A 25,307-nucleotide genomic window follows, 5' to 3' on the forward strand; every position below is an offset into this window, starting at 1 on the left:
AAGATAGATTGACTACGGCTGATACACTGAAAGAAATAGAAGAACTGCAGCAGCGCTGCGAGCAATATGAAGGCATTACACTCAAACTGAATTGGGACATGCTGAGGCTCCCGGCGGGAACAGGCGGAGTGGAATGGCTGGTGACCTATGAAGAGGAGCTGCTGGTCGGCTTCATCGGGTTATACAATATCGGCGGAGACATGGAAGTCTGCGGCATGGTGCGGCCGGGATACCGCCGCCGGGGCATCTTCAGCTCGCTCTGGCAACGGGCGCAGACCCTCATCTCACGCAGTAAGATTAAGACTCTGCTGTTGAATACGCCCGCGGCCTCAGCCTCAGGTACTGCTTATCTGAAGACACTGCCGCTGGAATTCAGCCACGCGGAATTTCAGATGAAATGGGATGGCGCAGCCAGGAACCGCGGGGCCTCTGAAGCAAGTTCAGCCGCCGGTAACGTTATGCTCCGGCCTGCACGTGCCGACGAGACTCCGGTATTAATCGCCTTCGACTGCGACGGATTCAACATGACGGAGGAAGACGCGGCCGAAACGTACACGCAGCTTGAGCTTGAAGGCTCCCAGGAGCATATCATTATTGAAATGAACGGACAGCCTGCCGGCAAAATGCGGCTGTGGTCCGAAGACAACGAGACCTGGATCTATGGTCTTACCGTAGACAAGAATCTGCGCGGCCTCGGCATCGGCCGGAGTGCCCTGATGCAGACTATTGAACGGGAACAGCGGAATTACAACGGTGTGAACCTCGAGGTTGCCCTGGATAATCCCAATGCGCTGAAGCTCTATGAGAGCTGCGGGTTCGTTATTCTGAACCAGCAGGATTACTACCGTGCTGCGCTCTGAACCTTAAGGCCAGCCTAGCCGGCCGGTTCAACAATAGATACTAATTGCATTTAACAAATCACGAAGCATTCTTTCCTAAGGGCCGGATCAGCCCTCAGGCAAGGATGCTTTTTGTTGTTTTTTTGATGTCCTTATGTTACCTCAAGGTACCTATATGACCTCAAAGTGCGTACTGTTCAGTACTCCTGCGGCAATACATAATGATGGAATACTTTGACGAAGGAGAGCTGCACATGAACCCTTTGGATTCAGACTTACGTAAAACAGCACTTATAATCGGCGCGAACGGCGTCATAGGGCGCAACCTGATTGATCATCTGGCTGCACTTCCCGATTGGGATATCATCGGCGTGTCGCGCCGCGGAGGGCTGGACACCAGCCGTGTGCGTTATATAGCTGCGGATTTACTCGACCCGTCGGAGAGCCGGCGGAAGCTTGGCGGTCTGGCGGAGGTGACGCATATTTTCTATGCCGCCTATCAGGACCGGCCTACCTGGGCAGAGCTGGTCGCTCCTAATCTGGCTATGCTTGTTCACGCGGTTGAGGCGGTCGAACCTGCTGCGCAACGGCTCCGGCACATCAGCCTCATGCAGGGATATAAGGTATATGGCGCGCATCTCGGCCCGTTCAAAACACCGGCACGCGAAACCGATGCCAATCATATGCCGCCGGAATTCAATATTGCGCAGCAGGATTATCTGGAAGAGAAGCAGTCTGGCAAAAGCTGGACCTGGTCGGCGCTGCGGCCTTCCGTCGTCTGCGGATATGCTCTCGGCAATCCCATGAACCTGGCGATGGTAATCGCCATTTATGCCTCCATGTCGAAGGAGCTGGGAATTCCGCTGCGCTTCCCCGGCAAGCCGGGCGCCTATCACAGCCTGCTTGAGATGACAGATGCCGGTCTGCTGGCCAGAGCAACGGTGTGGGCAGCAACGGAACCGCGTTGTGCCAATCAGGCCTTCAATATCACCAACGGCGATCTGTTCCGCTGGAACGAGCTATGGCCCAAGATTGCCTCCAGCTTCGATCTGGACACGGCGCCCCCGCTCCCGATGTCCCTCTTAATGGCCATGCAGGACAAAGAGCCGCTCTGGAACCGGATGGTCGAGAAATACGGGCTGGAGCCGAACAGCTATGCTAGTGTCTCCTCGTGGGCCTTCGGTGATTTCGTATTCTCCTGGGACTATGATTTCTTTGCCGACAGCACCAAATCCCGCCGCGCAGGGTTCCTTGAGTTTATGGATACGGAAGCCATGTTTATGGACATCTTCGCGGATCTCCGCCACCGACGGATCATTCCCTGATCCGCGCAGAACAGCCGGTCTCTGAAATTCAGAGACCGGCTGTTCTATTCTTCCTTCTGCGGTTGAGAGAGCACGACTGCCGTATCTCCGTACACTCTATCGACATGGGTATCGCCCCATCTGCACATCAGATGCAGAATTTCCTTGAGGCTCCAGCCGTAGTCGGTCAGCTCATACTCCACTCTGGGAGGCACCACATTATACGAGGTTCTTGTGATTACCCCGTCCGCTTCCAGCTCCCGCAATTGCTGCGTCAGCACCTTCTGTGTAATGAACGGCATCTGGCTGATGAACTCCCCGTTGCGTTTCTTCCCAAAGGTGAGCAAGAACAAAATGACCGGCTTCCACTTGCCCCCAATCACTTCGAGTGTCGCTTCCACTCCGGTGTTGTAGGTTCTAATTCCTTCAGACATGGGTCAAGGACACCTCCTGTGGCTTAACCATATCTTCTTTGAACGCCCCCTGCAAGGATTACGATGAAGTTCTCCTGTCTACATCAGGCCGTATCCGCGAAGGATAGGCTCATCCCGGTCATTGCGGCGGCTGCCGTTTTTCATGCAGCCTTCCGCATGCTCTTCCCGTTCCAGGAACACAGACAGCAGGCGCACATAGTCGAGCGACTCCTGAAGCGGGATACCTGCTCCGTCAAAGATATGCCGCCGTCCATCCAGAAGCGAATAGATTCCGATTGTCTCTGCCGGTTTCCCGTAGGCCTGATGACAGAAGACGCTGGCCATATGCAGAAAGCCGGTGATGACATCTTCATTCCCGCTCACCATGAATTTCTGGATATTCAGACAACGCCCCTCCTGCCCCGAGCTCCAGGCGAGCTGAAAAATCATCGCCAGTTCAATTTCAAGCTCCGGCACAGGAACATGCCACTGTTCATACAGCATCACCGGAATCTCTCCGGTGTGATTGCCGGCGACAATCCGCATCAGCTCATCGGCAACTGCTTGCTTGATATCCCAATAATGCATCAGGGAAGGAAAAGCATGACCCTTCGGCGGCCAGCGGCGCTCCAGCAGAAATTGCACAGGCGTCTCCCGGCGCACCTCAGGCTGCAGAGTGTAGAAGTCATTAAGCGTATGTCCGACCGCGTACTGGACCTGCTGTCTCCAGCGGGGAACTCCAGTGGCCGGAGCTCCGCTGCCGTTCATCTCCGCTCCGCCCAGCATGATATGCTCCATCCGGAAATCATTCAGCCGGCCATAGCGGACAGTCCCTGCATCCTGCATCTTTCCTGCGAAGCATCCTGCCCCGGCGCCCATCCTTAAGAAACCGCCGCGCAGGTCTCAATGAACTGGCGTCCGAAGCTGCGGCAGGCGTCTTTCTCTGCTGCGTTCGGCCCGTACTCAATCTTCAGGCTGGCCTGTACGATCTCGGCACCGCGTTCCTTCAGCTTCTCTTCAATCTGATCAACCGCTCCGCAGTAGATTTCATAACCGGTATCTCCGCTTCCGAAGGCGGCAGCCTTGCAGGAGCTGAGGTCGAGCTCATCCATCTCTTCATAGAAGTCAAGGAATTCATCCGGCAGCTCGCCGTCCCCCCATGTATACGCACCCAGCAGCACAGCCTCGTAAGCCTTTATCTCATCCGCATTGCAGTCAGTGACCGATTTCAGTACGGCCTCTCCGCCTGCCTGGCGTATTCCTTCCACAATCAGTTCAGCGATTTCCTCCGTATTGCCTGTCAGGCTGGCATATGCCACTAGCACCTTAGCCATCACTCTGTCCTCCCAAGGTAAATATGAAATGTATTCTGTATAGTCCATCTCAAAAGGCAACCATGTTTTGCTAATCTCATTCTATTTGATAATGATTATCATTGTCAATATTTTAAAAGCTGGCCGCTCCGGGAATTTAGGCATACTTGTCCCCGATAACAGAAGCAGCGGCAATGCCGGACTTGAACTGCTGTCCGGCATTGCCGCTGATCTTTATCCATATTTTCAGATGAAATGCATAGAAGAATGCCTAACCTATTCTCCTTTGCCGTCCGAACAAATTTCGATAAGATTCCCCTCCGGATCAGCGGTATAACAGATTCGCAGTCCATACGGTTCAGTTGTAGGCGGGTACACCGATTGGACGCCCGCCTCCATCAGCCTGTCATATTCCAGATCGACATCTGCAAAGTGAGGCACATTAAAGGTGATCTCCATCGTACCGTTCAGCCCTCCGGGATAGTCAAACTTCCGCGATAACTGGCTCTCCAACAGCTCACGCTCACACAAATTGAAATAGATGCCTCCTGCTGTCCTGACTCCTGTAAACCCTCCGCCGTCATAGTCCAGTTCCATCCTCATTAAATCTCTGTAGAACCGGACCATCTTCTCCATATCATCCACGCACAGGGCGATTGCTCCCAGCTTCATGCACTAAACCTCCAAATATCCGCCTTCCAGCAGGGTAATGCCGTTGCCGTCCGGATCACGGAAATTCATTTCTTTACCGCCGTATTCCATCGTCACCGGAGGCTGACAATCCAGCCCTTTCCCCTTAAGCTGCTCATAGGTTTCATCCAGGCTGCTGCAGGAGAATACCAGATTAACGACTCCTGTCGTGTGCTTGCCCCATTTGCTCTCGTCCCAGATAATCAGCCCCGGCTGGTTGCGGTCGAAACCAATCTTCGCGCCGTCATACTGTCCAAAGCCTTCAAAAGGAATCGGGACTCCCAGTACCTCGGAATAGAATGCCGCGAGCGCCGCCGGGTCCTTGCTGTACAGATTGATGCCGTCAAAACTTGTAATCATAACTTAAATCTCCTTCCGCTCAATAGCTGTAGTATGATCCGGCTGTGGTTAGCCTGTCTGACCTCATTGTACTTCTGTCCTGCCGGGCTTGTATTGCAAAAAAACGACATTCAGCTCCGCGCATAGCTCAGCGCATCCAGCGGTGTTCTGCCGGCAAATTTCCGGAAATTGTTGATGAAATGCGATTGGTGGCTGTAGCCGTAGGCAAAGACAATATCCTGCAGACCGCCTCTGTGCAGCGGTGTCCGGTACAGCTCCAGCCAGACATTCTGGAAGCGGACAAGATCTGCCACTTTTTTGGGCGGAAGTCCGATATGCTGGCGGAACAGGCGTTCAAGCTGGCGGCTGCTGAAGCCTGAGCTAAGCTCAAGCTCCCCTGCACTCACCACCCCGCGGGATTTAAGCATCCGATGGACAGCGTTCATCATCCCGTCACTGCTGCGGCCGGCATTCTCCAGCCTGCGCAGGAGGAATAATTCTGCCATGGCAATGCGTTCGGACATCGTATGTGTCCCCCATAGCTTGTCTCCCAGCTCCTTGCGGAAGGAACGGAAGTATTGCTCCACTGGAACGTGGACATTCAGTACATCCTGCAGCTGCTCATCTGCAAACAGATGAACCGCCCAGAAATGAAAACGGATAGCGAAACGCTGTCTCCCCGCAGGCTGCCGGGCTTGTCCCGCCTCAAATGGGGTGTCATTTATGCCGCAAAATATTCCGTCAGCCTCCCCTGTACGCTCATCCCACTCCCATATGATATCCATACAACTGTCCGGTATGATCGTTTCCGTCCGCTTATGCAAGATACTTACACTTTCACTTTCATTTTCACTTTTACTTATAACTGCTCCGTTATGCCCTTGTGCAATTTCAACGGATTGCGCTTTCTGCTGCTCACCCGGCGGCGGTACAGTCCCCCAGAAACAGCGGATGTACGGCTGCAGCAGCCTGCCGGGCAGATACTCGCCGCCCCCGGCCGGGTTCGCGGTGATCGGGTAATACAGCTCCGAAAGGTTGAACATAACATCCGGCCTCACCTTCGTAATGCTTAGGCAGCAAAGGACGGAATTACTGTTCAGCGCCTAAGCTCATTTTATTTTATAGCCGCCTGTATTAACTTCATTAATGGGTTTTGCTCCAGATAACAGCCTTGCGTAATCTGATCATACACAATCTGTGCAAGATGTGCCAGAAGCACGCCGGCCAGATTCCCCTTACATATGCTTTAGTATTTTTCATGGCGCATCCTGCTCCTGCAAACTTTTATGGGAATCTTATACATGGATGCACTCTTGGCTAAAATGAGAAATAGTCGCAGCTTTGCAACCATTATGTTTGTAGCAGCGTGCTTATATGTTGTACAATAAAGGCTAAATGACTTTTTGAAGGATGGATTAATAATGTATATAGCAAGTGACTGGAAGGACTATGAAGTGATTGATACCGGAGGCGGAGAGAAGCTTGAACGCTGGGGCGATATTATGCTGCGCCGCCCGGACCCGCAGATCATCTGGCCGCTGGCCAGCGAGAGTGCCAAATGGCGTGATGTGCACGGACACTATCACCGCAGTTCCGCCGGGGGCGGACAATGGGAAATGAAGAAGAGCATTCCGGATGACTGGAAAATCAGCTACGGCAAGCTGAAGTTCCATCTCCGTCCAACGAACTTTAAGCACACGGGTCTCTTCCCTGAGCAGGCAGCCAACTGGCGCTGGATGATGGACAAGATCGCTGCGGCTAACCGCCCGATTTCCGTGCTTAACCTGTTCGCATATACCGGCGGAGCAACCGTTGCAGCGGCAAGTGCCGGAGCCTCCGTAGTTCATGTCGATGCCGCTAAGGGCATGGTTCAGTGGGCCAAGGAGAATGTAGCCTTGTCCGGGCTTGCCGACAAGCCGGTCCGCTACATTACAGATGATGTGTTCAAGTTCGTGCAGCGTGAACAGCGCCGCGGCAGCAAATATGATGCAATTATCATGGACCCGCCTTCCTACGGAAGAGGCCCTGGCGGTGAAATGTGGAAGCTCGAAGCCAGTCTCTATCCGTTCCTGGAGAGCTGCATGGAGATTATGAGCGACCGGCCTTTGTTCATGCTGATTAACTCCTACACAACGGGCATTTCGCCTACCGTACTGCGCAATATGCTGTCAATGACCATGGGCAAGCGCTACGGAGGTAAGCTTACCTCCGGTGAGATCGGACTGCCGATTACATCCTCCGGCATGAATCTGCCTTGCGGAATTCTGGGCCGCTGGGAGGCGTAAGCCATGACCGCGCAGAACAACGGAACAACCGGGAAGTCCGGCGGCGGACAATCCCGGTTCGAGATTTTATATGAGGACAACCATCTGCTGGGCATCGTGAAGCCCGTTAACATTCCGGTGCAGGAGGATGCTACAGGCGATGCAGATCTGCTGACCCTGCTGAAGGAAGATGTGAAGGAACGTTACGCCAAGCCGGGGAATGTCTTCATGGGCCTCGTTCACCGGCTGGACCGGCCGGTAGGCGGTGCGATGATCTTCGCCAAGACCTCGAAGGCAGCCTCGCGGCTGTCTGAGAGCGTCCGCACCCACGCCTTCCACAAGGTGTACCTGACAGTCGTTCATGGCAAGCCCCCTGCATCCCAGGGCCGGCTGATTAATACGCTGCTGAAGGATGAGCGGAGCAACACGGTCAGTATTGTCCGCCCAGGAACACCGGGCGGCAAGGAAGCGATTCTCGATTATACGGTGCTCGGCAGCGCTGAGGGCTACACCCTACTCAAGATCGATCTGCTCACCGGACGCTCCCACCAGATCCGCGTACAGCTGAGCGGCATTGGCTGCCCGCTGTACGGAGATCAGAAGTATGGTGCCGCAGTGAACAGACCCGGACAGCAGATTGCGCTGTGGTCAGCACTGGTCGGGTTCCCGCATCCGGTGACCAAAGAGGAAGTTGAATTGATCTCCCTGCCTCCACAGACCCATCCCTGGAATCTGTGGACCCCGCAGAACCAAAAGCAGGCTATCCGGTAACGGACAGCCTGCTTTTGTGTGTATGCATATATATGAGGTCAACACTGGACATCTATTAAGGAGTCGAACCTTCAGGTGCCGGAGCGGGAGCCACCGCCATCTTCCCCATCAGATAGAGCAGCAGCTGCTGGTTATGTGATGAAATGGGATCGAGCGCTTCGGCAAAAAAATCACTGCGGATCTTCAGTCCGCGCGAGGTCTCGTTCTTGCCTGTCTCGGTGATGCTCACCCAGACGATCCGCCTGTCGGAGGCATCTCGTTCACGGATAATGAGATTATGCTTCTCCATCCGGTCAAGCAGCATAGTTACAGCCGCCGGGCTGGTGGCCAGATGCGGAGCCAAATCAGAAGGTTTCATCGCGTCACGTTCCTGCAGCAATTCCAGTACGGTAAGCTGGGCATCGGTCAGTGTAGGGGCAAGCTTGCTATCCATATGTAGCTTATAGTCCTTTAATATCTTATGCCAGATTTTACTGAATTCAGTGGAGTGCACACTTATTCCTTCCTTTCCCTGCGGATCTCTATCCGGTATACCTAAACATTTTCGCGAAAAAAATTCCATTTCCTGCAAAAGAAAAAAATAAAATCACGGCCGCTAGTCATTTCATTATATAATTCCTGCACGAAATACAACATTTCCCTTATGATATCGGCCTTAACCCAGAATTGTTGTATTAAATACAGCAATCCCCGTCTTATAAGGAGCTGCACGGGTTTATTCTTGTATTTCATACAACAATACCTGTGCATACCCTGGTATCCATGAGTCAAAGTTGTAATACGTGCAACATTAGGCATTCAATCCAGATCAACAACATCAATAATCCGGCTAAGGAAAATGCAAATCAAATAAACGGCGTTCGGAGCTCTGTAGACCAGAGCAGCCAAACGCCGTTTAAATTATTTAATATTCTAAGCTTCTGCCCCGGCTATTTAACTGCCGGGTACAGGCTGATGATCTCATCCTTCTTCTCGACAGCAACCAGCTGCTTGCCGATGGAACGGCGTTCACCAAGCGGTGCCGATTCGGAGGAGAAGGCATGAACCGCACCGCTCTGGGTGATGGCGGTCAGCTCCAGCGGCTCCTTGCAGTAGAAGGCCCCCACAAGTCTGCTGCCGTTCGGGCGAACCCGTTTGCCTTCTTTGAACTCGAATGTCGGCATTCCTTTGCCTCCGCGGCTCTGGGAAGGGTAATCCAGCAGCAGAGAGCGTTTGGCGTAGCCAATCTCGGTAACCGCAAGAATCTCCCCTTCGTCCTCACTGACCCAGAAGCTGGAGACGACTTCGTCGCCTTCACGCAGCTGAATCCCTCTTACCCCTGTGGCCACACGGCCCATAGGGTTGACTTCACTCTCCCGGAAGCGGATGCTCATCCCTTCACGGGTCACAAGCACGATGTCCTTGTCTCCGCTGCTCAGCGCCACTGTAATGATCTCATCACCGTCAGCTACCTTACAGGCGGCCACGGCTCCGGAACGGCTTGTAGAGTACTCCTTGAGCTCTGTACGCTTCACCTGTCCCTTACGGGTGACGAAGACCAGACTTGCCAGCGGATCCTCCAGATTGCCGACCGGCAGCACACTGACAATGCCATCGCCTTTGGCGAGACCGATCACGTTCACGATCGCCGTACCAGGCTCCTTCCATTTGAATTCCGGTATCTGATGAACCGGAAGCAGGAAGTATTGGCCCTTGCGGGTGAACACAAGCAGGCTGTCCCGGGTATTCAGGTCCAGCAGCCTGACGATATGATCTCCGTCCTTGACACCCGATGAGTGGCGCTCTCCGCCTGAACGGGTGAAGGATGGCATGCCTGTCCGTTTGATATAACCACCCTCTGAAATGGCGACCAGCACATCCTCCGCATTCACGAGAACCTCCATGCTGACCTTCAATTCCTCCACTTCACCCTGAATCAGTGAACGGCGGTCGATCCCGTATTTATCACGGATCTCCAGCAGCTCTTTGCGGATGACGGCAACCAGCTTCTTGTCACTGTCCAGAATGCCCTGCAGGACAGCTATCTTGGCATGCATCTCATCAAGCTCCTTCTGGAGCGAATGAATCTCCAGATTGGTTAACCGGTACAGCTGCAAGGTAAGGATGGAATCGGCCTGGCGTTCGCTGAAGCCGAACATCCACACCAGATTATTCTGGGCATCCTGGCGGTTCTTCGACGCCTTGATTGCAGCGATCACTTCATCCAGAATGTTCAGAGCCTTAACCAGCCCTTCCAGGACATGAGCCCGGTCCTCTGCCCGCTCCAGATCAAACTGGGTGCGGTGGGTAACTACTTCACGCTGATGGGCGATATAGGCTTCAAGAATCGACTTCAGGCCGAGCTGCTGCGGAGCCTTGTTAACGATGGCCACCATGTTGAAGTTGTAGGTGATCTGCAGATCGGTTTTTTTGAGCAGGTAGGCCAGTATACCATTCGCATCGGCTTCCTTCTTCAGCTCAACCACAATCCGCAGCCCTTCACGGCCGCTCTCGTCGCGGACTTCAGCAATGCCTTCGATCTTCTTCTCCAGGCGGATATTCTCCATGGAGGTCACGAGCCGCGACTTCACAATCTGGAAGGGCACTTCAGTGATAACGATCTGCTGCTTGCCGCCGCGCAGGTTCTCAATCTCCGTCTTCGAGCGCAGGTAGATGCGGCCTTTACCGGTACGGTACGCGTCCATGATGCCGTCGCCGCCCATAATCGTTCCGCCTGTAGGGAAGTCGGGACCTTTGATGAAGGTCATGATGTCCTCCAGCGCGATGTCCGGCTTCTGCATGACAGCGATACAGGCATCGATGACTTCACGCAGGTTATGCGGCGGAATTTCCGTGGCGAACCCGGCAGAGATCCCGCTTGTCCCGTTGACAAGCAGATTCGGATAACGGGATGGAACCACGACCGGCTCCTTTGCCGTATTATCGAAATTGTCCTTGAAAAGCACGGTGCGCTTCTCAATATCACGCATCATCTCCAAAGCGATTGGAGACAGGCGCGCTTCTGTATAACGCATAGCTGCTGCAGGGTCATCATCCATCGAACCCCAGTTGCCGTGTCCGTCGACAAGCACATGTCCCAACTTCCAGGGCTGAGCCATCCGGACCATCCCGTCGTAGATCGAGGAATCTCCATGGGGATGGTAGTTACCCATGACGTCACCGACTGTTTTGGCCGACTTGCGGTATGGCTTATCCGGCGTGTTGCCAGAGTCGTACATCGCATACAGAATCCGGCGCTGCACGGGCTTCAGCCCGTCGCGGACGTCCGGAATCGCCCGGTCCTGAATGATATATTTGGAATACCGGCCAAATCGGTCACCAACGACCTCTTCCAGAAAAGCCGGCAAAAATTGCTCTGATAAACTGCTCATTCACTTTTCACCTTCTGTTCCTCAATCTGTCCACGTTTGTAATGATTGATGATCTGACTGCTGCGCGCCTGAGATATTTGATTCGTATTGCCTCAAGGCTCTTAAGAATAAAACTAAACAAATCAGTGTTAAGCCGTAACTGCGGTGAGTTTTGGACTTCCGGCCGCTATTGTATTTAGATTTCTGATTCATACGCTTAATATAGATTGAACTTAAAATAATTCCAATGGGGATGTTGTTCATAACTGCGGTGGATATTTGGACTTTCGGCCGCTGTTGTCACCAGATTTCTTGATTGTTACCGCCTTTAGCGGTAGAAATCCGGTGACAAAGGCGGTCGCTGTCGCTCCTACAGTTCCAAAATCCCCCTCCGTTATTCTCATCTGTTATTCTCTTATTCAGTTCAAGCTATAGCGGATGAAATCTAAATACCAAAGCGGACGCTAGCGCTCCTGCAGTTCAAACTTCCCCTCGTTACAAACCACATTATTTAGCTTCGCTTTATTCTAAAGTTCTGGCGGCAATCTGCGAATATCCCATTCGCTGCGCTTAAAGCAATCATCAAAAATTAAAAACAGCGGAAGTAATCGTCACTTCCCCACTAACCCCTACTCTACTATTTCTGTAAAGTCGACGTTCTCGACAATCCAGCGCTTACGCGGATCAACCTTGTCGCCCATCAATGTGGAGACGCGGCGTTCCGCCTTGGCGGCATCCTCGATCTGCACCTGCAGCAGCGTGCGCGAATCCGGATTCATCGTTGTTTCCCACAGCTGGTCCGGGTTCATCTCACCAAGTCCCTTGTAACGCTGCAGCTCGAAATTCTTGCCGAATTCCTTCAGGTAATTCTGCAGCTCCTCATCACTCCAGGCGTAGCGGACTGTTTCCAGCTTACCCGATTTACGCGTCAGCTTATACAGCGGAGGCTGGGCAATGAAGACCTTGCCGGCATCGATCAGAGGCTTCATATAGCGGTAGAAGAAGGTCAGCAGCAGCACCTGAATATGCGCACCGTCCGTATCGGCATCGGTCATAATGATAATTTTGGAATAATTGCTGTCTTCCACGGCAAAATCAGGACCAATGCCCGCACCAATCGCCGATATAATCGCCTTGTATTCATCGTTCTTCAAGATATCCAGCAGCTTGGCCTTCTCCGGATTCATCGGCTTCCCCTTCAGAGGAAGAATGGCCTGAATCTTCGAATCACGGCCCTGCTTGGCTGAGCCTCCGGCGGAGTCACCTTCTACGATGAAGATTTCGGTACGCGTGACATCCTTGGATTGTGCAGGCGACAGCTTGCCGCCAAGATTCGAGCTCTCGCTGCGTTTCTTGCCGCTGCGGATTTCATCGCGGGCTTTGCGGGCCGCTTCGCGCGCCTTGGACGCCTGGATCGATTTCTTCAGCAGGCTCTGCGCAACCTGGGGATTTTCCTCAAGGAAGCGCGCCATTTTCTCCGAGACAATAAAGTCTACGGCACTGCGGGCAGAAGCACTCCCCAGCTGATCCTTCGTCTGTCCGACAAATTCCACATCCGACATCTTAATGCTGATAACCGCCATCATCCCCTCACGGAGATCATTGCCCTCAAGATTCTTATCCTTCTCCTTAAGCAGCTGCGTCCGCCGGGCGTAGTCATTCAGCACACGGGTATAGGCTGTCTTGAAGCCGGTCTCATGCGTCCCGCCGCTGCGCGTAGGAATCGAGTTGACGAAAGAAGCAATGGTCTCCGTGTACCCCGCATTGTATTGCAGCGCAATCTCCACTTCAATCTCATCCTTCTCGGAGCTGAAATGAACCACATCATGCAAGACATCCTTGCCCTCATTGAGGAACTGTACAAACTGGCTCGCGCCGCCCTCATAAAAGAACTCATCCTGCCGTCCGCTCCGCTCATCGCTGAGGTTGATCCGCAGGCCCGAGTTCAGGAAGGCGATCTCCTGCACCCGTTCCGCAAGTGTGTCGTAATTCAGTGAAATGCCAGTCGGGAAGACGCGAATATCCGGCTTGAAGGTGATCTTCGAACCGGTCTTATTCGTATTCCCCAGTACCTCAAGGCCAGTCACAGGCTCGCCGACATGTTCTTTCCCGTTTTTGTCGACCCAATATTCGAAGCGTTGCCGGTGGATCTTGCCTTCACGGTAAATCTCCACTTCCAGCCACTCGGACAAAGCGTTGGTTACAGATGCCCCTACGCCATGCAGACCGCCCGATTTCTTGTAGCCGGAGCCTCCGAATTTACCACCCGCATGCAGAATGGTGAAAACAACCTGCGGAGTCGGCACTCCCGTCTTGTGCATCCCGGTCGGAATTCCCCGTCCGTTGTCAATTACGGTGACCGATCCGTCCTTGCGGAGTGTAATATCAATCTTCGAGCAAAACTTGGCCAAATGCTCATCTACGGCATTGTCCACTATTTCCCATACTAAATGGTGCAGTCCCGAGGAACTCGTACTGCCAATATACATGCCGGGCCGTTTGCGGACCGCAACCAGACCTTCGAGCACCTGAATGTCGTCAGCATCGTATCCAGTCCGGCCCACTTCGGCGTTCTTAGAGACTTTTGCAAACATATCGATCTGTTCGAGCATTCATGCTCCTCCTTCTTGTGTCTTACTATCTCTATAAAATGCAAACAAACGTTTTCGTTCACTTTGTACATTCTAATTCAAAATATCCCGTTTCGTAAAGACGGCGAATGAAATGATTACTGCAGCCAGTCCCCAAATCGCCAATACTGCCATCGAAAATGCCAGTGTCATGCCCTCAATCGGTGCGGGAGTACCTGCTAAATACCCGGTAAGCTCCATATTAACCATAAATAAATATTTGGCCGCAGTCCAGGCTGAAGCCATATTCGTCAGGATTGTGCCTGCAATCAGCGCCGCCATCATCACCACTATACTGGCTGCCGTACTGCGTACCAGAACCGACACCATGAAAGCCAGCAGAGCAACAACTACGCTGACGAACCAGATCAAACCGCCCTGCATCAGCAGGTATTTCCATTGCGGCACGGCGTGAACCGTGGTCATATCGACCGTATCCCCGCTCAGCTGGAAGCCTGTGAACACCGGAACATTGAATCCTTTGTATCCAAAAGCCAGCCCCGACACCAGATAGCTGATGATAAAAGCAGACAGGACGATTAAGGAGACAAACATCATGAGGGCCGTCATTTTACTGAACAGCACCTTCCAGCGTTTGACCGGACGCGTCAGCAGCATCTTGATCGTTCCTGTCGTTCTCTCCCCGGAGACCAGATCTGAGGCCACCGCCATAATCAGCAGCGGAATGAACAGGGACACGGAATTGTCCAGAAACTCACGGGTAAAGGTAACGCCGCTCGGCTCGTTCGGATTCACATCATGATCCAGATAATACTGCAGCTGCTGGACAAAAATCCGCCGGTACGACTTCCACTCTTCCGGAATCCGGTCGCTGCCGAGGGAGTTCTGGTTATCGGTAATCTGCTGCTGGACCTCCAGCCTCCAGTCAGAGTTAAACTTATCCCGGCTGCGTTCCGCTATACGCATCTGTGCATAGGTAAACATAGGCACAAGCACAAGCAGAATGAGCAGGATGACATAAAACCGTTTCTTTTTTATGATTTTGAGGCACTCATTGCGGATGAGCGGCAGCAGGTTAGTCAATAGTTTCACCTTCCGTTAGCTTCAAGAATAGCTGTTCCAGTGTAGGGTTGATTTTATGCACAGCCCGGACCTCAACCTCTCTAGTAACCAGTACGGCGACAATTTCCGGGATTAAATCCTCCTCCATAACCGTGATCAGGGAATTCACTCCCATGCCTGCGATAATCGAGTCGTCCAGTGTTACCTCATCCAGCTCCAGCAGATGGATATCCGGCCGGCCGGTTAGTAATTCTCTTGCCCTCTTCAGCGGCTCCAGCTCCCACAGGACGTATGGAGAATTGCGGGCAACCAGCTCGTCCACACCGCCTACGGCGAGTACCCGCCCTTTACTGATGATCGCCACACGGTCGCACAGCAGCTGAATCTCGCTCAGCAGATGGCTGGAGACGAACACGGCAAGCCCTTCATCCGCGAGCTTGCGGATGAATTCGCGCAGCTCCTTGATGCCCTTCGGGTCCAGGCCGTTCGTCGGCTCATCGAGAATCAGCAGCCGTGGCCGGCCCAAAAGTGCCTGGGCAATGCCCAGCCGCTGGCGCATCCCCAGTGAATACGTGCTGACCTTGTCATGAATACGCTGATCCAGCCGTACAATATCCACTACCTCGGCAATCCTCGCCTTGTCCACACCAGGCTGCATGCGGGCGAAATGCTGCAGGTTCTCCCAGCCTGTCAGATACGTATACACCTCGGGATTCTCGACGATGGAGCCGACGTATTGCAATGCTTTTTCCGGGTCACGGTTCACATTGTAGCCGCAGACGGTAATCGTGCCCTCACTTGGCCGGATCAGGTCAACCAGCATGCGGATCGTTGTGGTTTTGCCGGCCCCGTTGGGACCGAGGAAACCGAAAATCTCGCCTTTCCGGACGTCAAACGTAACATCATCTATGATCCATTTGCGGCCGATTTTTTTGCGGACCCCATGTACGGACAGGACTACCTCCCCGGAGGCTTCTTGCATTGGTTTAGCCATCTCTATACAACTCCTTGCTGCGGTCATTTCTGTTCAGAATGTTCCCTGCCCTGCTCCATACCCTGTCCCAGGTTAATGTACAGCCTGTACAATCCGCTCACTCATCCGCTGATAACCGTCCCCGTTCGGGTGGAAGTGGTCATTCGAGAGATACTTGTCCAGATGCCGGTTGAACAAATCGAAGGTCGGAACGAGCGTCATATTGCTGTGGGTGTTGATGATATCCATCGCTGCATTGTTCCAGGCGGTTACAGCCTGATTGCCCGGAACCAGCAGGTCCGCAATATCTCCGAAGGGATTATACAATCCCACGTAATAAATCTGTGCCTGCGGATTAATCCCGGCAATGGTGTCAAGAATACTGCCCAGCCGCCCCGATGCATCAGGCAGAGCCGAGAGCAGAGACTCGGGGGTCAATTCGTCAGTGGAGGCTGTAGGCACGGGTGCTGAACCTTCTACCGTGTTATTCGCAGCGGATTCAGTCCCCAGCGGCGCTATTCCGTCCGCAGGATTCTCCGTATCTGCTGACGATTCTGCCTCTCCGCTGCTGCTGCCTGTCCCCAGAATATCCGAGCCGCGGAACAGGTCGTTGCCGCCTATAGAGATCAGGATTACATTCGCCTGGCGGAGCGCGTACTGCACACCCTCCTCCTGAAGCTTGCTCTGCAGCCCGGCTGTGGTTAAGCCGTTAATGCCCATGTTGCCGAGCAGCTCCGCCTTGCCTCCGTCCGCCGATAATGCCTCCAGCGTACGCTTCACAAACCCCTGTCCGGAATTGTCGCCGGTCCCTTTGGCCAGAGAATCCCCCAGCGCCAGTATCTTCAATTCATCCGTTGCCGCGGCTGTCGGTGCAGCTGTTTCCTGCGGGAGGGATGACAGGAGTGTCTCCCCCTTGGGGTTGATAATATCGCTTACCGCATACACAAACCCTGTAATTAAAAGTAAAGTTGCCAGGATGGATACCAGGCCCACTGCCCTCCAGGTCCATTTGGAATCGTTCAATGCTATCCCTCCGTATGCCGTTCTATTCTCCATTGTTCCACATTTTACAAACTTCTTACCTATGTAGATAAACATAATTCTTCTTTGCTTAATTTGCAAATAAAGCGGGGGTTTTGGTGAAAGGCGCGGCTGCGGTGATTTTGGACTTCCGGCCGCTGTTTTTCCCCAGTTTTTTTGATCTGTACCGCTCTTCGCGGTGATAATCTGGTGACAAAGGCGGTCGCTTCCGCTCCTACAGTTCCATAATCCCCTCCGCCGCTTCCACCTAAACGGGGTGGAGCAGGCAGGGCGGCACTATAGCGCGGCTCTGATCATGCGAAACTGCAAAACTGCAAATTGATTTATCTTCGTCAGACAAAAACCTTCATTTCCCGATCCAGAACAAAAAAGACAATGCCGGATTGAGGTACTGAGAGGCACCCGCTCTTGCAAGAAACAAGTGGAAAAATGTATCTTAGCTCTTCGATTTCTGAGGAATAAGCAACAGCAAGTGGAAAAACAACAACTATTATTGGTGTTTCTCGCTGCTTTGGGTAAATTGGGATGATTTAAGTGCTGTTTATCCAACTGCTGTTCTGGCAGGGTCCATTCGTTCATCAGTAAGTGGATGAAATCCAACTACTCCAGTTTCCTCCCATCATCATATCCACAATAGAAGACTAACTTCATTTACTAAACCTCAAAAAAAAGCCCTCCGGAAACCGGAGGACGAGTGAAGCTTACAAATGAACCATAAGAGTTTAGTAGAGTTACGTTGAGTGGTTATATTATTTGCCGATGAATTCCTGAACCCAGTAATTATTGTCGAAGCCTACGCCGATGTAGTTGAAATTCGAGCTCAGAATGTTAGCCTTATGGCCCGGGCTGTTCATCCAGGCAGTCATAACTTCCTGCGGCGTTTTCTGGCCCATTGCGATATTCTCTCCGGCTGCCTGATAAGTAATGCCGAACGCGGACATCATATCAAAAGGCGATCCGTAGGTCGGGGAAGTATGGGAGAAATAGTTGTTCGTACGCATGTCAGTAGCCTTAGCTGCTGCGACTTTGTTCAGGCTGTCCAGTGCGGAGACAGGAGCCAGTCCTGCTGCTGCGCGTTCTTTGTTCACCAAGGCTACAACCTGTTGAATGTAGCTTGAAGCGCTGTCTGCGACAGCTGGAGCTGCAGTTGCAGCTGGGGTAGCTACCGGCTTAGCTGTGGCCACAGGGGCAGCCGTCGGTGCTGGTGTAACAACAGGCTTAGCGGTTGCTACTGGCGCAGCTGTGACTTCTGGTCTAGCTGTCGCTACTGGTACAGCGGTAGCCACCGGCTTAGCGGTTGCTGCCGGAACTGTTGCAACCGGATTCTTATAAATAACGGTCTTGGATACGGTGAACGTATTCCCGTCAAATACAAATGACTTCGAATTGTACTGTGTGAAATATTCCATGAATTTTGCGAAATTCGTATCTGAAGCGGTTGCCGTAGTGGCTCCAGCTGCTGCGCTTGCCTGTAATGGAAGTGAAATGCTAAGTGCCATAACAGCGGCTACACTTCCACCTATCATTGCTCTTAAAGTCTTGCTTTTCATTCTGCCATCTCCTTATTCTTGTTGTAGAATTACCTGGCTGCCGAGAGTTGCGGACATCAATTGTTACAAAGTTGTAATTTGTTCCTCAGTCATTGTAACATAAAAAATCCGGCTGTGCGCTTCTAAATTATGACATTTTTCTTCACGGCTGAGGCTTGTCCACTTCTGTTCAAAAAGTGGAAACGGCTTTGCCGTCCTTTAATAAGCACGGTGCCGTTTCAACGAGAGATAAAAGGATACTTTATAACGCGAAGCATATATATTCTTATATTTAAGAAACCGTCCACTTCAGAACGGTCGCTTGTTCTTACAATTAATATCGGCATTCACCGGCCCCCCGCTTAATGAAAGGACTGCCAGAATTCCCCTTCAGTCGAGATCAGGCCCATAATTTCGGCATACGGAATCCGGAATGTAGGAAAGCCCGCAGCATACGGAGCAATTTCATAAGGGGCAAAATAGAGATACAGCGCTTCGCCATCCACATAAAAGGGCTGGTCAGCCGTAATGCCTTTGTACGTATCCGGAAAAACATAAGAATACTGCGGATCATCCGCAATCTGTTTTCCGACAATATCACTGAGTTTCTGCACATATTTGCTGCCAGGCTTGAACAGATCACTCAGCGTGTAAAATTTGCCGGTGCGCAAATTGATATGCTCATAGATCATAGTCGGCATTCCATGTGCCGCTCCAAACGGAAAGCGGTATCCGCTGAGCTCCAGTACCAGCAGGTTTTTGCGGAAGAAGGATACGGCAAAGTCCCCCGTATAGCTGAAATCCTGCCCCGCTCCTCCAGTTCCTGCACCCTCTGCGAGAGAGAGACTGCGCAGCTTATCATTGACTGATTTGGATATCTCAGCGACAGCAATTCCTTCTACTACCGGATAGTAGACCAGGTAATCCCTGTTCGGTTTATATTTCTTCTCCAGCACGGAGTACGGAGGTCTGAGCGGAATGACCCCATTTTGCCGCCATACCTGCTTGCCTCTGCGGTCATAGTAGGCAGTACGCTGGTCAACATCCGCACGGATCAGGTTGCCGCTGAAGGATAGAGATCCTGAGCCGGCAATGACCGGCGGCTGGGCAGCTTTTTTACCGCTTTTATCGATAAAATAGGTATCCTTGGCATCATACACCGACGCAAGCCCGTTCTGATAATTGTTCACCCCGAGCAGCGGATGGGTACTGAGAATTCTGCCTGTAAGCGCATCGGCAATCACATAACGTGAACCCCGGTACGGCTGATCGGCATAAAGCGGAGTTCCCAGCGCAACACGGTTCTCACCCAGCTGCTGGACTTCATAGTAAGTCGCCGGAATAATGGCTTTGCCTTGCTTGTCAATCAGACCGTATGCATTACCGTAGTCCTCAGCTGTGTTGATTACCGCACGCCCTTCCGAGAAAGGCAAGGCTGCCGTAAACTGCGGCTGGATGGCAATGCTGCCGTCTGTATGGAGGTAACCGTATTTCCCGTTCTCCGTAGCCTGAAAAGCAAGCAGACCTTCCCCCGGATACCCCACGAATGGATATTTATACGTATGCAGCACCGTTCCCTGGGGATCAATCAGCGCGTACTCCCCCTCAGCGACTTTGACCAGAGCCGTTCCATCATTGAAATCCCCCGCATCCAGATACACCGCTGGCAGCACCTCTTTGCCTTGGGCATCCAAATATCCGTAGTATGAGTTCCCCCCGGTTGTATTCTGCTTGGAGAACAGCGCGCGGCCTTCATGCAGCGAATTCAGATAGTCATACCGCGCGGACGTGACCTCTTTGCCTTTCTCATCAATAAAAGTATAGCCTTTGGCATCCGAAACCACAGCCCGCCCTTCGGCAAACGGAGCAATAAAGGAATATAGCGGTTTGACCTTCTCCCGCCCGGAGCTGTCAATGAGGCCGCTGTAATTCTTGCGCTGCACTACCGCCAGGCCATTCTCCTGGAAATCCTCCGCATAGTCGTATCTGGGCTCGATCACAGTCCGTCCGTCGTTATTAATGTAGCCCCACAGTGTTCCGTCTTTAAGCTTAAAAGGAGCCGGATGCAGCAGCTCTGCCCGCAGCCCGCTGGCATCTACCTCCGGAAGCACGATAAGCGCCTCCAGCGGCTTTTTGGAGTAGTCTACGCGGTATAATCCCGCCTCTGCCGGGATCGTCACGAACAGATCATCATCCGCACGGATGAAATCCTCCTCCTGCTGTGGAATAACCTCATTCCAGCCGATTCCGTCCCACCGCCATACCTCCGTCTGAATCAGACCATTGTCATTCTCTTTTCCCAGCTCGTTCAGCTTAATCCTCAGCATTCAGTCGCTCTCCCTTACAAAGGCATTTGCCTATAGAATATGAGAGTGAGGGGGAAAGGGTGTTTATGTGCCCAGAGCTGCCGATACGCGTGTGTATGAGCGTGTGCGTGGAGTGCGTTGAGAGCGTGGAGTGCGTTAGGAGCGTGGAATGCGTTGAGAGCGTGGAATGCGTTGAGAGCGTGGAATTCGTTAAGAGCGTGGAATGCGTTAGGAGCATGAGGGCTTAAAGCAAACTAGGAAAGGTGCGGCCGTAACTGCGGTGAATGTTTGGACTTCCGGCCGCTGTTGTCTCCAGATTTCTTGATTTGAACCGCTATAACGCGGTGGAAATCCGGAGACAAAGGCGGACGCTCCCGCTCCTCCAGTTCAAACTTCCCCTCCGTTACTCTCCACCTTTCTTCAGCAAAACCAAAGTCACAGGCACAAACTACATCAAAGACATAAACTGCAACCCTAAGAGCAGCACAAAAACACCCTTTCAGAGGGTGATAGCCGGTTATTCAAGGTCTGCTTCGCCTGCCCTATCACTGGTGAAATATGGTATAGTAGCTGCGCTTGCTGGCTGTTTCGTTGAAAATTTCCAACTAACTTTTATTTTGGTCCCTGATCCAGTTCCAAAATGCTTCTCACATAATAATTTGCAAAGTCCAATTGTTTTCTCATAGGTTTCAATAGGATTGCTAACAGCAAATCTGATTGAAATCTCTTCGACCTGCTCCGCTAATTCACCACAGTTCATCTCTATTTCTATAATGCAACTACCATCATCAAGAGTGTAATAGCACCTAGTGCTTTGGTAACGATGTAAATCTAATGGTGTATATGTGCCGACATTCGGAATGGAGGAAATAATTTCAGCGGTTTCAAGGAATGAATTGCCTACAACAAATCCGCCAACGATGTCTAATATATTATCCCCGTATTCATCTGGTGCCACAATCGCCTGATTTCTTTTATCAAACATCAGAAAATGATAAGATTCCTGACCCATGCGCTTCACCCTGTTCCACGATTTATCCTAAGTTAATGCCTAAATTTAAGATTTTTAAATGAGTAACCCGCTCGTTGTTATTAAAAATCTTGCACTAAATACAACATTCTCATCATTATACCGTCTCTAATCCACGATTGTTGTATAGAATGCAGCAATTCGCCTTCTCCAAGGTAAAATGCAAGAAAATTATTGTATTTCGTACAACAATACGCCCGAACACCTATATATTTATGCTTCCGAGTTGTACTGTGTACAACAATTTATACAACTGGTTACTTTGGGGGTTGCTGCTCACTTAAGCGTGGAGATATTGGGCATGGTTTTGGAGCAACGTTGCGACAAAATCATCAAGCCCAAAGCAAAAGACGTTTGCGAAATACCGCAAACGCTTAATTTGCACCACCACCACCTGGGTGAGGTGATGGGAGTAACGAAGGTAAAGTTTGGAACTGGAGGAGCGGCAGCACCCGGAGAGTTCTTGCTTTCAATCGAAATGTAAGATGAACTATAAACCCCATATAAGGTGAGAGTAACGGAGGGGATTTTGGAACTGTAGGAGCGATAGCGACCGCCTTTGTCTGCGGATTTCTACCGCGATGAGCGGTTTAAACCAAGAAATCTGCAGACAACAGCGGCCGGAAGTCCAAAACTCACCGCAGTTACGGCCAAGCCTTATCCCCAGGTTCCACAGTTCATCTTACATAGAGCATTGAACGCAAAAACTCCGGGTGCATCCAGCACCCGGAAGTCCAAATTCACCGCAGTTACAGCTAATCACCGAACCACAATTATTTCTTCGAAGAATATTTACGCATATCGAACGATACAGCCGCGATGATGATAAGGCCTTTGATGATCAGCTGGTAGTAAGGGCTGATGCCGATGAAGGTTAGACCGTAGTTGATCAGGGTGAAGATGATAACACCGACCAGGACGCCTGGAACCGTACCGATACCGCCTGTAGTGGATACGCCGCCGACTACGCAAGCCGCGATGGCGTCAAGCTCATACATGTTACCATAGTTGTTGGTAGCGCCGCCTGTTCTTGCAGCTTCAAGCACACCTGCCAGACCGTAAAGGGCCCCAGCGATAGCGTAGATGTAGATCAGGTTCTTGGATACATTGATACCGGAAACCTTGGCAGCCTGCATGTTACCGCCGATAGCGTACATGTTTTTGCCCAGCTTCGTTTTGTTGAACAGCACCCACACAACGGCCGCGACCGCCAGGGCTATGAGGACGATATAAGGTATAGAATATTGGCCGCTGCCGATAAAGCCGGAGCCGATTTTGGTGAAGTCAGGACGCAGACCGCCGATTGGCTGCGATTGGTTAGGGTCCATATCGAAGTACAGGGAGTTCAAGCCGTACACGATAAGCATGGTGCCCAGGGTTGCGATAAATGGCGGAACGTTGAGCTTGGAGACGATAACCCCGTTGATGAGACCACAGAGCAGACCGGCAACAATAGCAATCAGGATGGGCAGCCATACCTGTACTTGCGGCAGATCAGGGAAGAAGCGGCGTGAATAATCCGGTATCTGCAGCATGGATGCGGAGATAACCGCTGTGAAACCAACCACGCGGCCTGCCGACAAGTCGGTACCGGCTGTGATGAGGATAAAGGCAACCCCAAGCGCGATGATAACGCGTGTAGACGACTGAATCAGTACGTCACGCAGGGTGTTGATGGACATGAAGCTTGGTTCATATATGATGATCCCCATAATCAGCAGTACCAGCACGATGTAAATTGCGTTTTGAGTCACAAAGGACTGAGCTTTTTTAACGTTCATTAGTAGTGATCCCCCTTAAAATTACGCGAGCATATTCTCCTATCCGTACTCCTTAATGCTGTGCAGCGAGACGCATAACTTCGGTTTCCGTAGCTTGCTCGCCTTCTAGTATTCCTGTAAGCCGTCCTTCCGACATGACCATTACGCGGTCAGACATCCCCAGCAGCTCAGGCATTTCCGAAGAAATCATGATAATGCTCTTCCCCTGCTTGGCCAGGTCGGCAATGATGGTATAGATTTCGAATTTGGCACCCACGTCAATTCCGCGTGTCGGCTCATCCAGCAGCAGGACTTCAGGCTCTGTAAGCAGCCATCTGGCCAGCAGCACCTTCTGCTGATTACCGCCGGAGAGATTCATAATCTGCGTTTTGGTGGTTGGTGTCTTGGTGCGCAGCTTCTCAATCATTTTATCGACTTCAACTTTCTTCTTTCTGCCGTTCAGCAGGAAGTAAGGCGTCTTATAATGGTCAAGGTTGGCAATTGCGCCATTCTCATGAACGGACAGTACCGGGAAGATACCGGTTACACGGCGTTCCTCGGTTAACAGCGCCAGGCCATGTTTCTTGGCATCCTGCGGCGAATTGATCTTCACCTTTTTGCCTTCAATTGAGATGGAGCCGGATTTGATTGCACGAAGGCCAAACAATGCTTCAATAACTTCCGTTCTCTGCGCACCGACAAGACCACCGACACCGAGAATTTCACCGCGTCTCAGCTCAAAGGATACATCCTTAAAGGATCTTGGCTCCGGTGAGGTCAAGCCTTCCACCTTCATATAGACTTCGCCTGGAACATTCGTGCGCTCAGGGAAGCGGTTAGTAAGGTCACGGCCGACCATTTTGGAGATAATCAGATCCGTGGTAAGCTCGGCCGACGGCCAGGTACCGATCTTTTTACCGTCACGCATGATGGTTACTTCATCAGAGATTTCAAGAATTTCTTCCATCTTGTGAGATATATAGATAATAGCTACGCCTCTTTTTTGCAGATCGCGGATAATCCGGAACAAATGCTCAACTTCTACACTGGTTAAGGAAGAGGTTGGTTCATCCATGACAATGACGCGTGAATGAAAAGAGACAGCCTTCGCGATTTCAATGGATTGGACCTTGGATACGGACAGCTTGCCCACCAAAGTTTCGGGATTCAGATCAATATCCAGATCTTTAAATAAATTTTCCGTGTCCGTGAACATTTTTTTGTGGTCAATAAACTGAATCGGCCCGATGCCCTTGGTCGGAAAACGTCCTAGCCAGATGTTCTCCATGACACTGCGGAAAGGTACCGGGTGCAGCTCCTGGTGAATCATCGAAATTCCGTGCTTAAGTGCATCGTTGGAGTTAGAGATGGTGGCCTTCTGGCCATCCAGGAAGATCTCACCGGCATCCGGTGAATAGATTCCAAAGAGACATTTCATCAGTGTCGACTTGCCTGCGCCGTTCTCGCCCATAAGTGCATGAACCGAACCCGGTCTTACCTTTATGCTGACTCCGTCCAGCGCCTTAACGCCGGGAAATTCTTTAGTAATGCCGTTCATTTCCAGCAAAAACTCAGCATTTGCCATGTTGTTACGCCCCCTACGCTTTTTTTCTTTTTCCATGAGAGGCACAGCGGTTCCATCCTGTTCCCTACCCGAAAGGAATTCCGGAGAGCGGGTGACCGCCCTCCGGGATTTTTGTTTATGAAGCTTATCTGTATCTGGAGCAATCTA

Annotated in this window: 22 protein-coding genes; 5 read left to right on the forward strand and 17 right to left on the reverse strand. The window is 51.8% G+C overall.

Annotated features, from left to right (window positions below; all coding sequences use genetic code 11):
* Positions 1-8: 8 nt before the first annotated feature.
* Together GC101_RS06615 and GC101_RS06620 are read left to right on the forward strand one after the other, a co-directional pair.
* Positions 9-860: a GNAT family N-acetyltransferase gene (locus GC101_RS06615; protein WP_171716619.1), complete on the forward strand. Its 852-nt coding sequence runs from the start codon at positions 9-11 to the stop codon at positions 858-860.
* Between the two features lie 233 nt (positions 861-1,093).
* Positions 1,094-2,164, forward strand: coding sequence for an SDR family oxidoreductase (locus GC101_RS06620; RefSeq protein WP_171716620.1), 1,071 nt, complete (start codon positions 1,094-1,096; stop codon positions 2,162-2,164).
* A gap of 44 nt (positions 2,165-2,208) precedes the next feature.
* Here GC101_RS06620 and GC101_RS06625 read toward each other — a convergent pair whose 3' ends face one another.
* From GC101_RS06625 to GC101_RS06650, 6 genes are all read right to left on the reverse strand, one after another.
* Complete coding sequence (locus GC101_RS06625) at positions 2,209-2,577, reverse strand: winged helix-turn-helix transcriptional regulator (protein WP_042138530.1); 369 nt, start codon at positions 2,575-2,577, stop codon at positions 2,209-2,211.
* A 78-nt stretch (positions 2,578-2,655) separates the two neighbouring features.
* Entirely contained in the window at positions 2,656-3,402 is a 747-nt protein-coding gene (locus tag GC101_RS06630) for a hypothetical protein (RefSeq protein WP_171716621.1), read from the reverse strand.
* A 35-nt stretch (positions 3,403-3,437) separates the two neighbouring features.
* Positions 3,438-3,890 (reverse strand): flavodoxin, encoded by a 453-nt coding sequence (locus tag GC101_RS06635; protein ID WP_039309205.1) that lies wholly within the window; start codon positions 3,888-3,890, stop codon positions 3,438-3,440.
* A 255-nt stretch (positions 3,891-4,145) separates the two neighbouring features.
* The gene (locus GC101_RS06640; protein WP_171716622.1) at positions 4,146-4,541 is read right to left on the reverse strand and encodes a VOC family protein; all 396 of its coding nucleotides are present in this window, start codon (positions 4,539-4,541) and stop codon (positions 4,146-4,148) included.
* A 3-nt stretch (positions 4,542-4,544) separates the two neighbouring features.
* Positions 4,545-4,919: a VOC family protein gene (locus tag GC101_RS06645; protein WP_171716623.1), complete on the reverse strand. Its 375-nt coding sequence runs from the start codon at positions 4,917-4,919 to the stop codon at positions 4,545-4,547.
* A gap of 110 nt (positions 4,920-5,029) precedes the next feature.
* A complete protein-coding gene (locus GC101_RS06650) occupies positions 5,030-5,941 on the reverse strand; it encodes an AraC family transcriptional regulator (protein WP_171716624.1) in 912 nt (303 codons plus the stop codon).
* Positions 5,942-6,319: 378 nt separating this feature from the next.
* Here GC101_RS06650 and GC101_RS06655 point away from each other — a divergent pair, with 378 nt between their 5' ends.
* Together GC101_RS06655 and GC101_RS06660 are read left to right on the forward strand one after the other, a co-directional pair.
* Entirely contained in the window at positions 6,320-7,183 is an 864-nt protein-coding gene (locus tag GC101_RS06655; protein ID WP_039309196.1) for a class I SAM-dependent methyltransferase, read from the forward strand.
* Between the two features lie 3 nt (positions 7,184-7,186).
* Positions 7,187-7,933 (forward strand): RluA family pseudouridine synthase, encoded by a 747-nt coding sequence (locus GC101_RS06660; protein ID WP_171716625.1) that lies wholly within the window; start codon positions 7,187-7,189, stop codon positions 7,931-7,933.
* 55 nt (positions 7,934-7,988) lie between these two features.
* On the opposite strand, the gene GC101_RS06665 is transcribed toward GC101_RS06660, so the two are convergent.
* The 9 genes from GC101_RS06665 to GC101_RS06705 all read right to left on the reverse strand — a co-directional run bounded on the left by GC101_RS06665 (position 7,989) and on the right by GC101_RS06705 (position 21,797).
* On the reverse strand, positions 7,989-8,426 hold the full coding sequence (locus GC101_RS06665; protein ID WP_039309191.1) for a MarR family winged helix-turn-helix transcriptional regulator: 438 nt from the start codon (positions 8,424-8,426) through the stop codon (positions 7,989-7,991).
* 436 nt (positions 8,427-8,862) lie between these two features.
* Positions 8,863-11,304: a DNA gyrase subunit A gene (gene gyrA, locus GC101_RS06670; protein WP_171716626.1), complete on the reverse strand. Its 2,442-nt coding sequence runs from the start codon at positions 11,302-11,304 to the stop codon at positions 8,863-8,865.
* Between the two features lie 608 nt (positions 11,305-11,912).
* Positions 11,913-13,895 carry a DNA topoisomerase IV subunit B gene (parE, locus tag GC101_RS06675; RefSeq protein WP_042237532.1) on the reverse strand — a complete coding sequence of 661 codons (1,983 nt, stop codon included), beginning with the start codon at positions 13,893-13,895 and terminating at the stop codon, positions 11,913-11,915.
* A gap of 72 nt (positions 13,896-13,967) precedes the next feature.
* Complete coding sequence (locus GC101_RS06680; RefSeq protein WP_039307732.1) at positions 13,968-14,957, reverse strand: ABC transporter permease; 990 nt, start codon at positions 14,955-14,957, stop codon at positions 13,968-13,970.
* Complete coding sequence (locus tag GC101_RS06685; RefSeq protein ID WP_246354204.1) at positions 14,950-15,930, reverse strand: ABC transporter ATP-binding protein; 981 nt, start codon at positions 15,928-15,930, stop codon at positions 14,950-14,952. The genes GC101_RS06680 and GC101_RS06685 overlap by 8 nt, the downstream gene beginning before the upstream one ends.
* Positions 15,931-16,002: 72 nt before the next feature.
* Complete coding sequence (locus tag GC101_RS06690) at positions 16,003-16,932, reverse strand: GDSL-type esterase/lipase family protein (RefSeq protein WP_246354205.1); 930 nt, start codon at positions 16,930-16,932, stop codon at positions 16,003-16,005.
* 767 nt (positions 16,933-17,699) lie between these two features.
* A complete protein-coding gene (locus tag GC101_RS06695) occupies positions 17,700-18,500 on the reverse strand; it encodes a CAP domain-containing protein (RefSeq protein ID WP_171716628.1) in 801 nt (266 codons plus the stop codon).
* 341 nt (positions 18,501-18,841) lie between these two features.
* Positions 18,842-20,806 carry a WG repeat-containing protein gene (locus GC101_RS06700; RefSeq protein ID WP_171716629.1) on the reverse strand — a complete coding sequence of 655 codons (1,965 nt, stop codon included), beginning with the start codon at positions 20,804-20,806 and terminating at the stop codon, positions 18,842-18,844.
* A gap of 496 nt (positions 20,807-21,302) precedes the next feature.
* Entirely contained in the window at positions 21,303-21,797 is a 495-nt protein-coding gene (locus GC101_RS06705; RefSeq protein WP_171716630.1) for a hypothetical protein, read from the reverse strand.
* A 319-nt stretch (positions 21,798-22,116) separates the two neighbouring features.
* Here GC101_RS06705 and GC101_RS06710 point away from each other — a divergent pair, with 319 nt between their 5' ends.
* Positions 22,117-22,299: a hypothetical protein gene (locus tag GC101_RS06710; RefSeq protein WP_171716631.1), complete on the forward strand. Its 183-nt coding sequence runs from the start codon at positions 22,117-22,119 to the stop codon at positions 22,297-22,299.
* Between the two features lie 289 nt (positions 22,300-22,588).
* Here GC101_RS06710 and mglC read toward each other — a convergent pair whose 3' ends face one another.
* Both mglC and GC101_RS06720 read right to left on the reverse strand, forming a co-directional pair.
* Complete coding sequence (gene mglC / locus GC101_RS06715) at positions 22,589-23,596, reverse strand: galactose/methyl galactoside ABC transporter permease MglC (RefSeq protein ID WP_039307739.1); 1,008 nt, start codon at positions 23,594-23,596, stop codon at positions 22,589-22,591.
* 52 nt (positions 23,597-23,648) lie between these two features.
* Positions 23,649-25,160: a sugar ABC transporter ATP-binding protein gene (locus GC101_RS06720; RefSeq protein WP_171716632.1), complete on the reverse strand. Its 1,512-nt coding sequence runs from the start codon at positions 25,158-25,160 to the stop codon at positions 23,649-23,651.
* Positions 25,161-25,307 lie beyond the last annotated feature (147 nt).

It is taken from the genome of Paenibacillus phytohabitans, from assembly GCF_013141775.1.
GTDB classification, from domain to species: domain Bacteria; phylum Bacillota; class Bacilli; order Paenibacillales; family Paenibacillaceae; genus Paenibacillus_AQ; species Paenibacillus_AQ phytohabitans.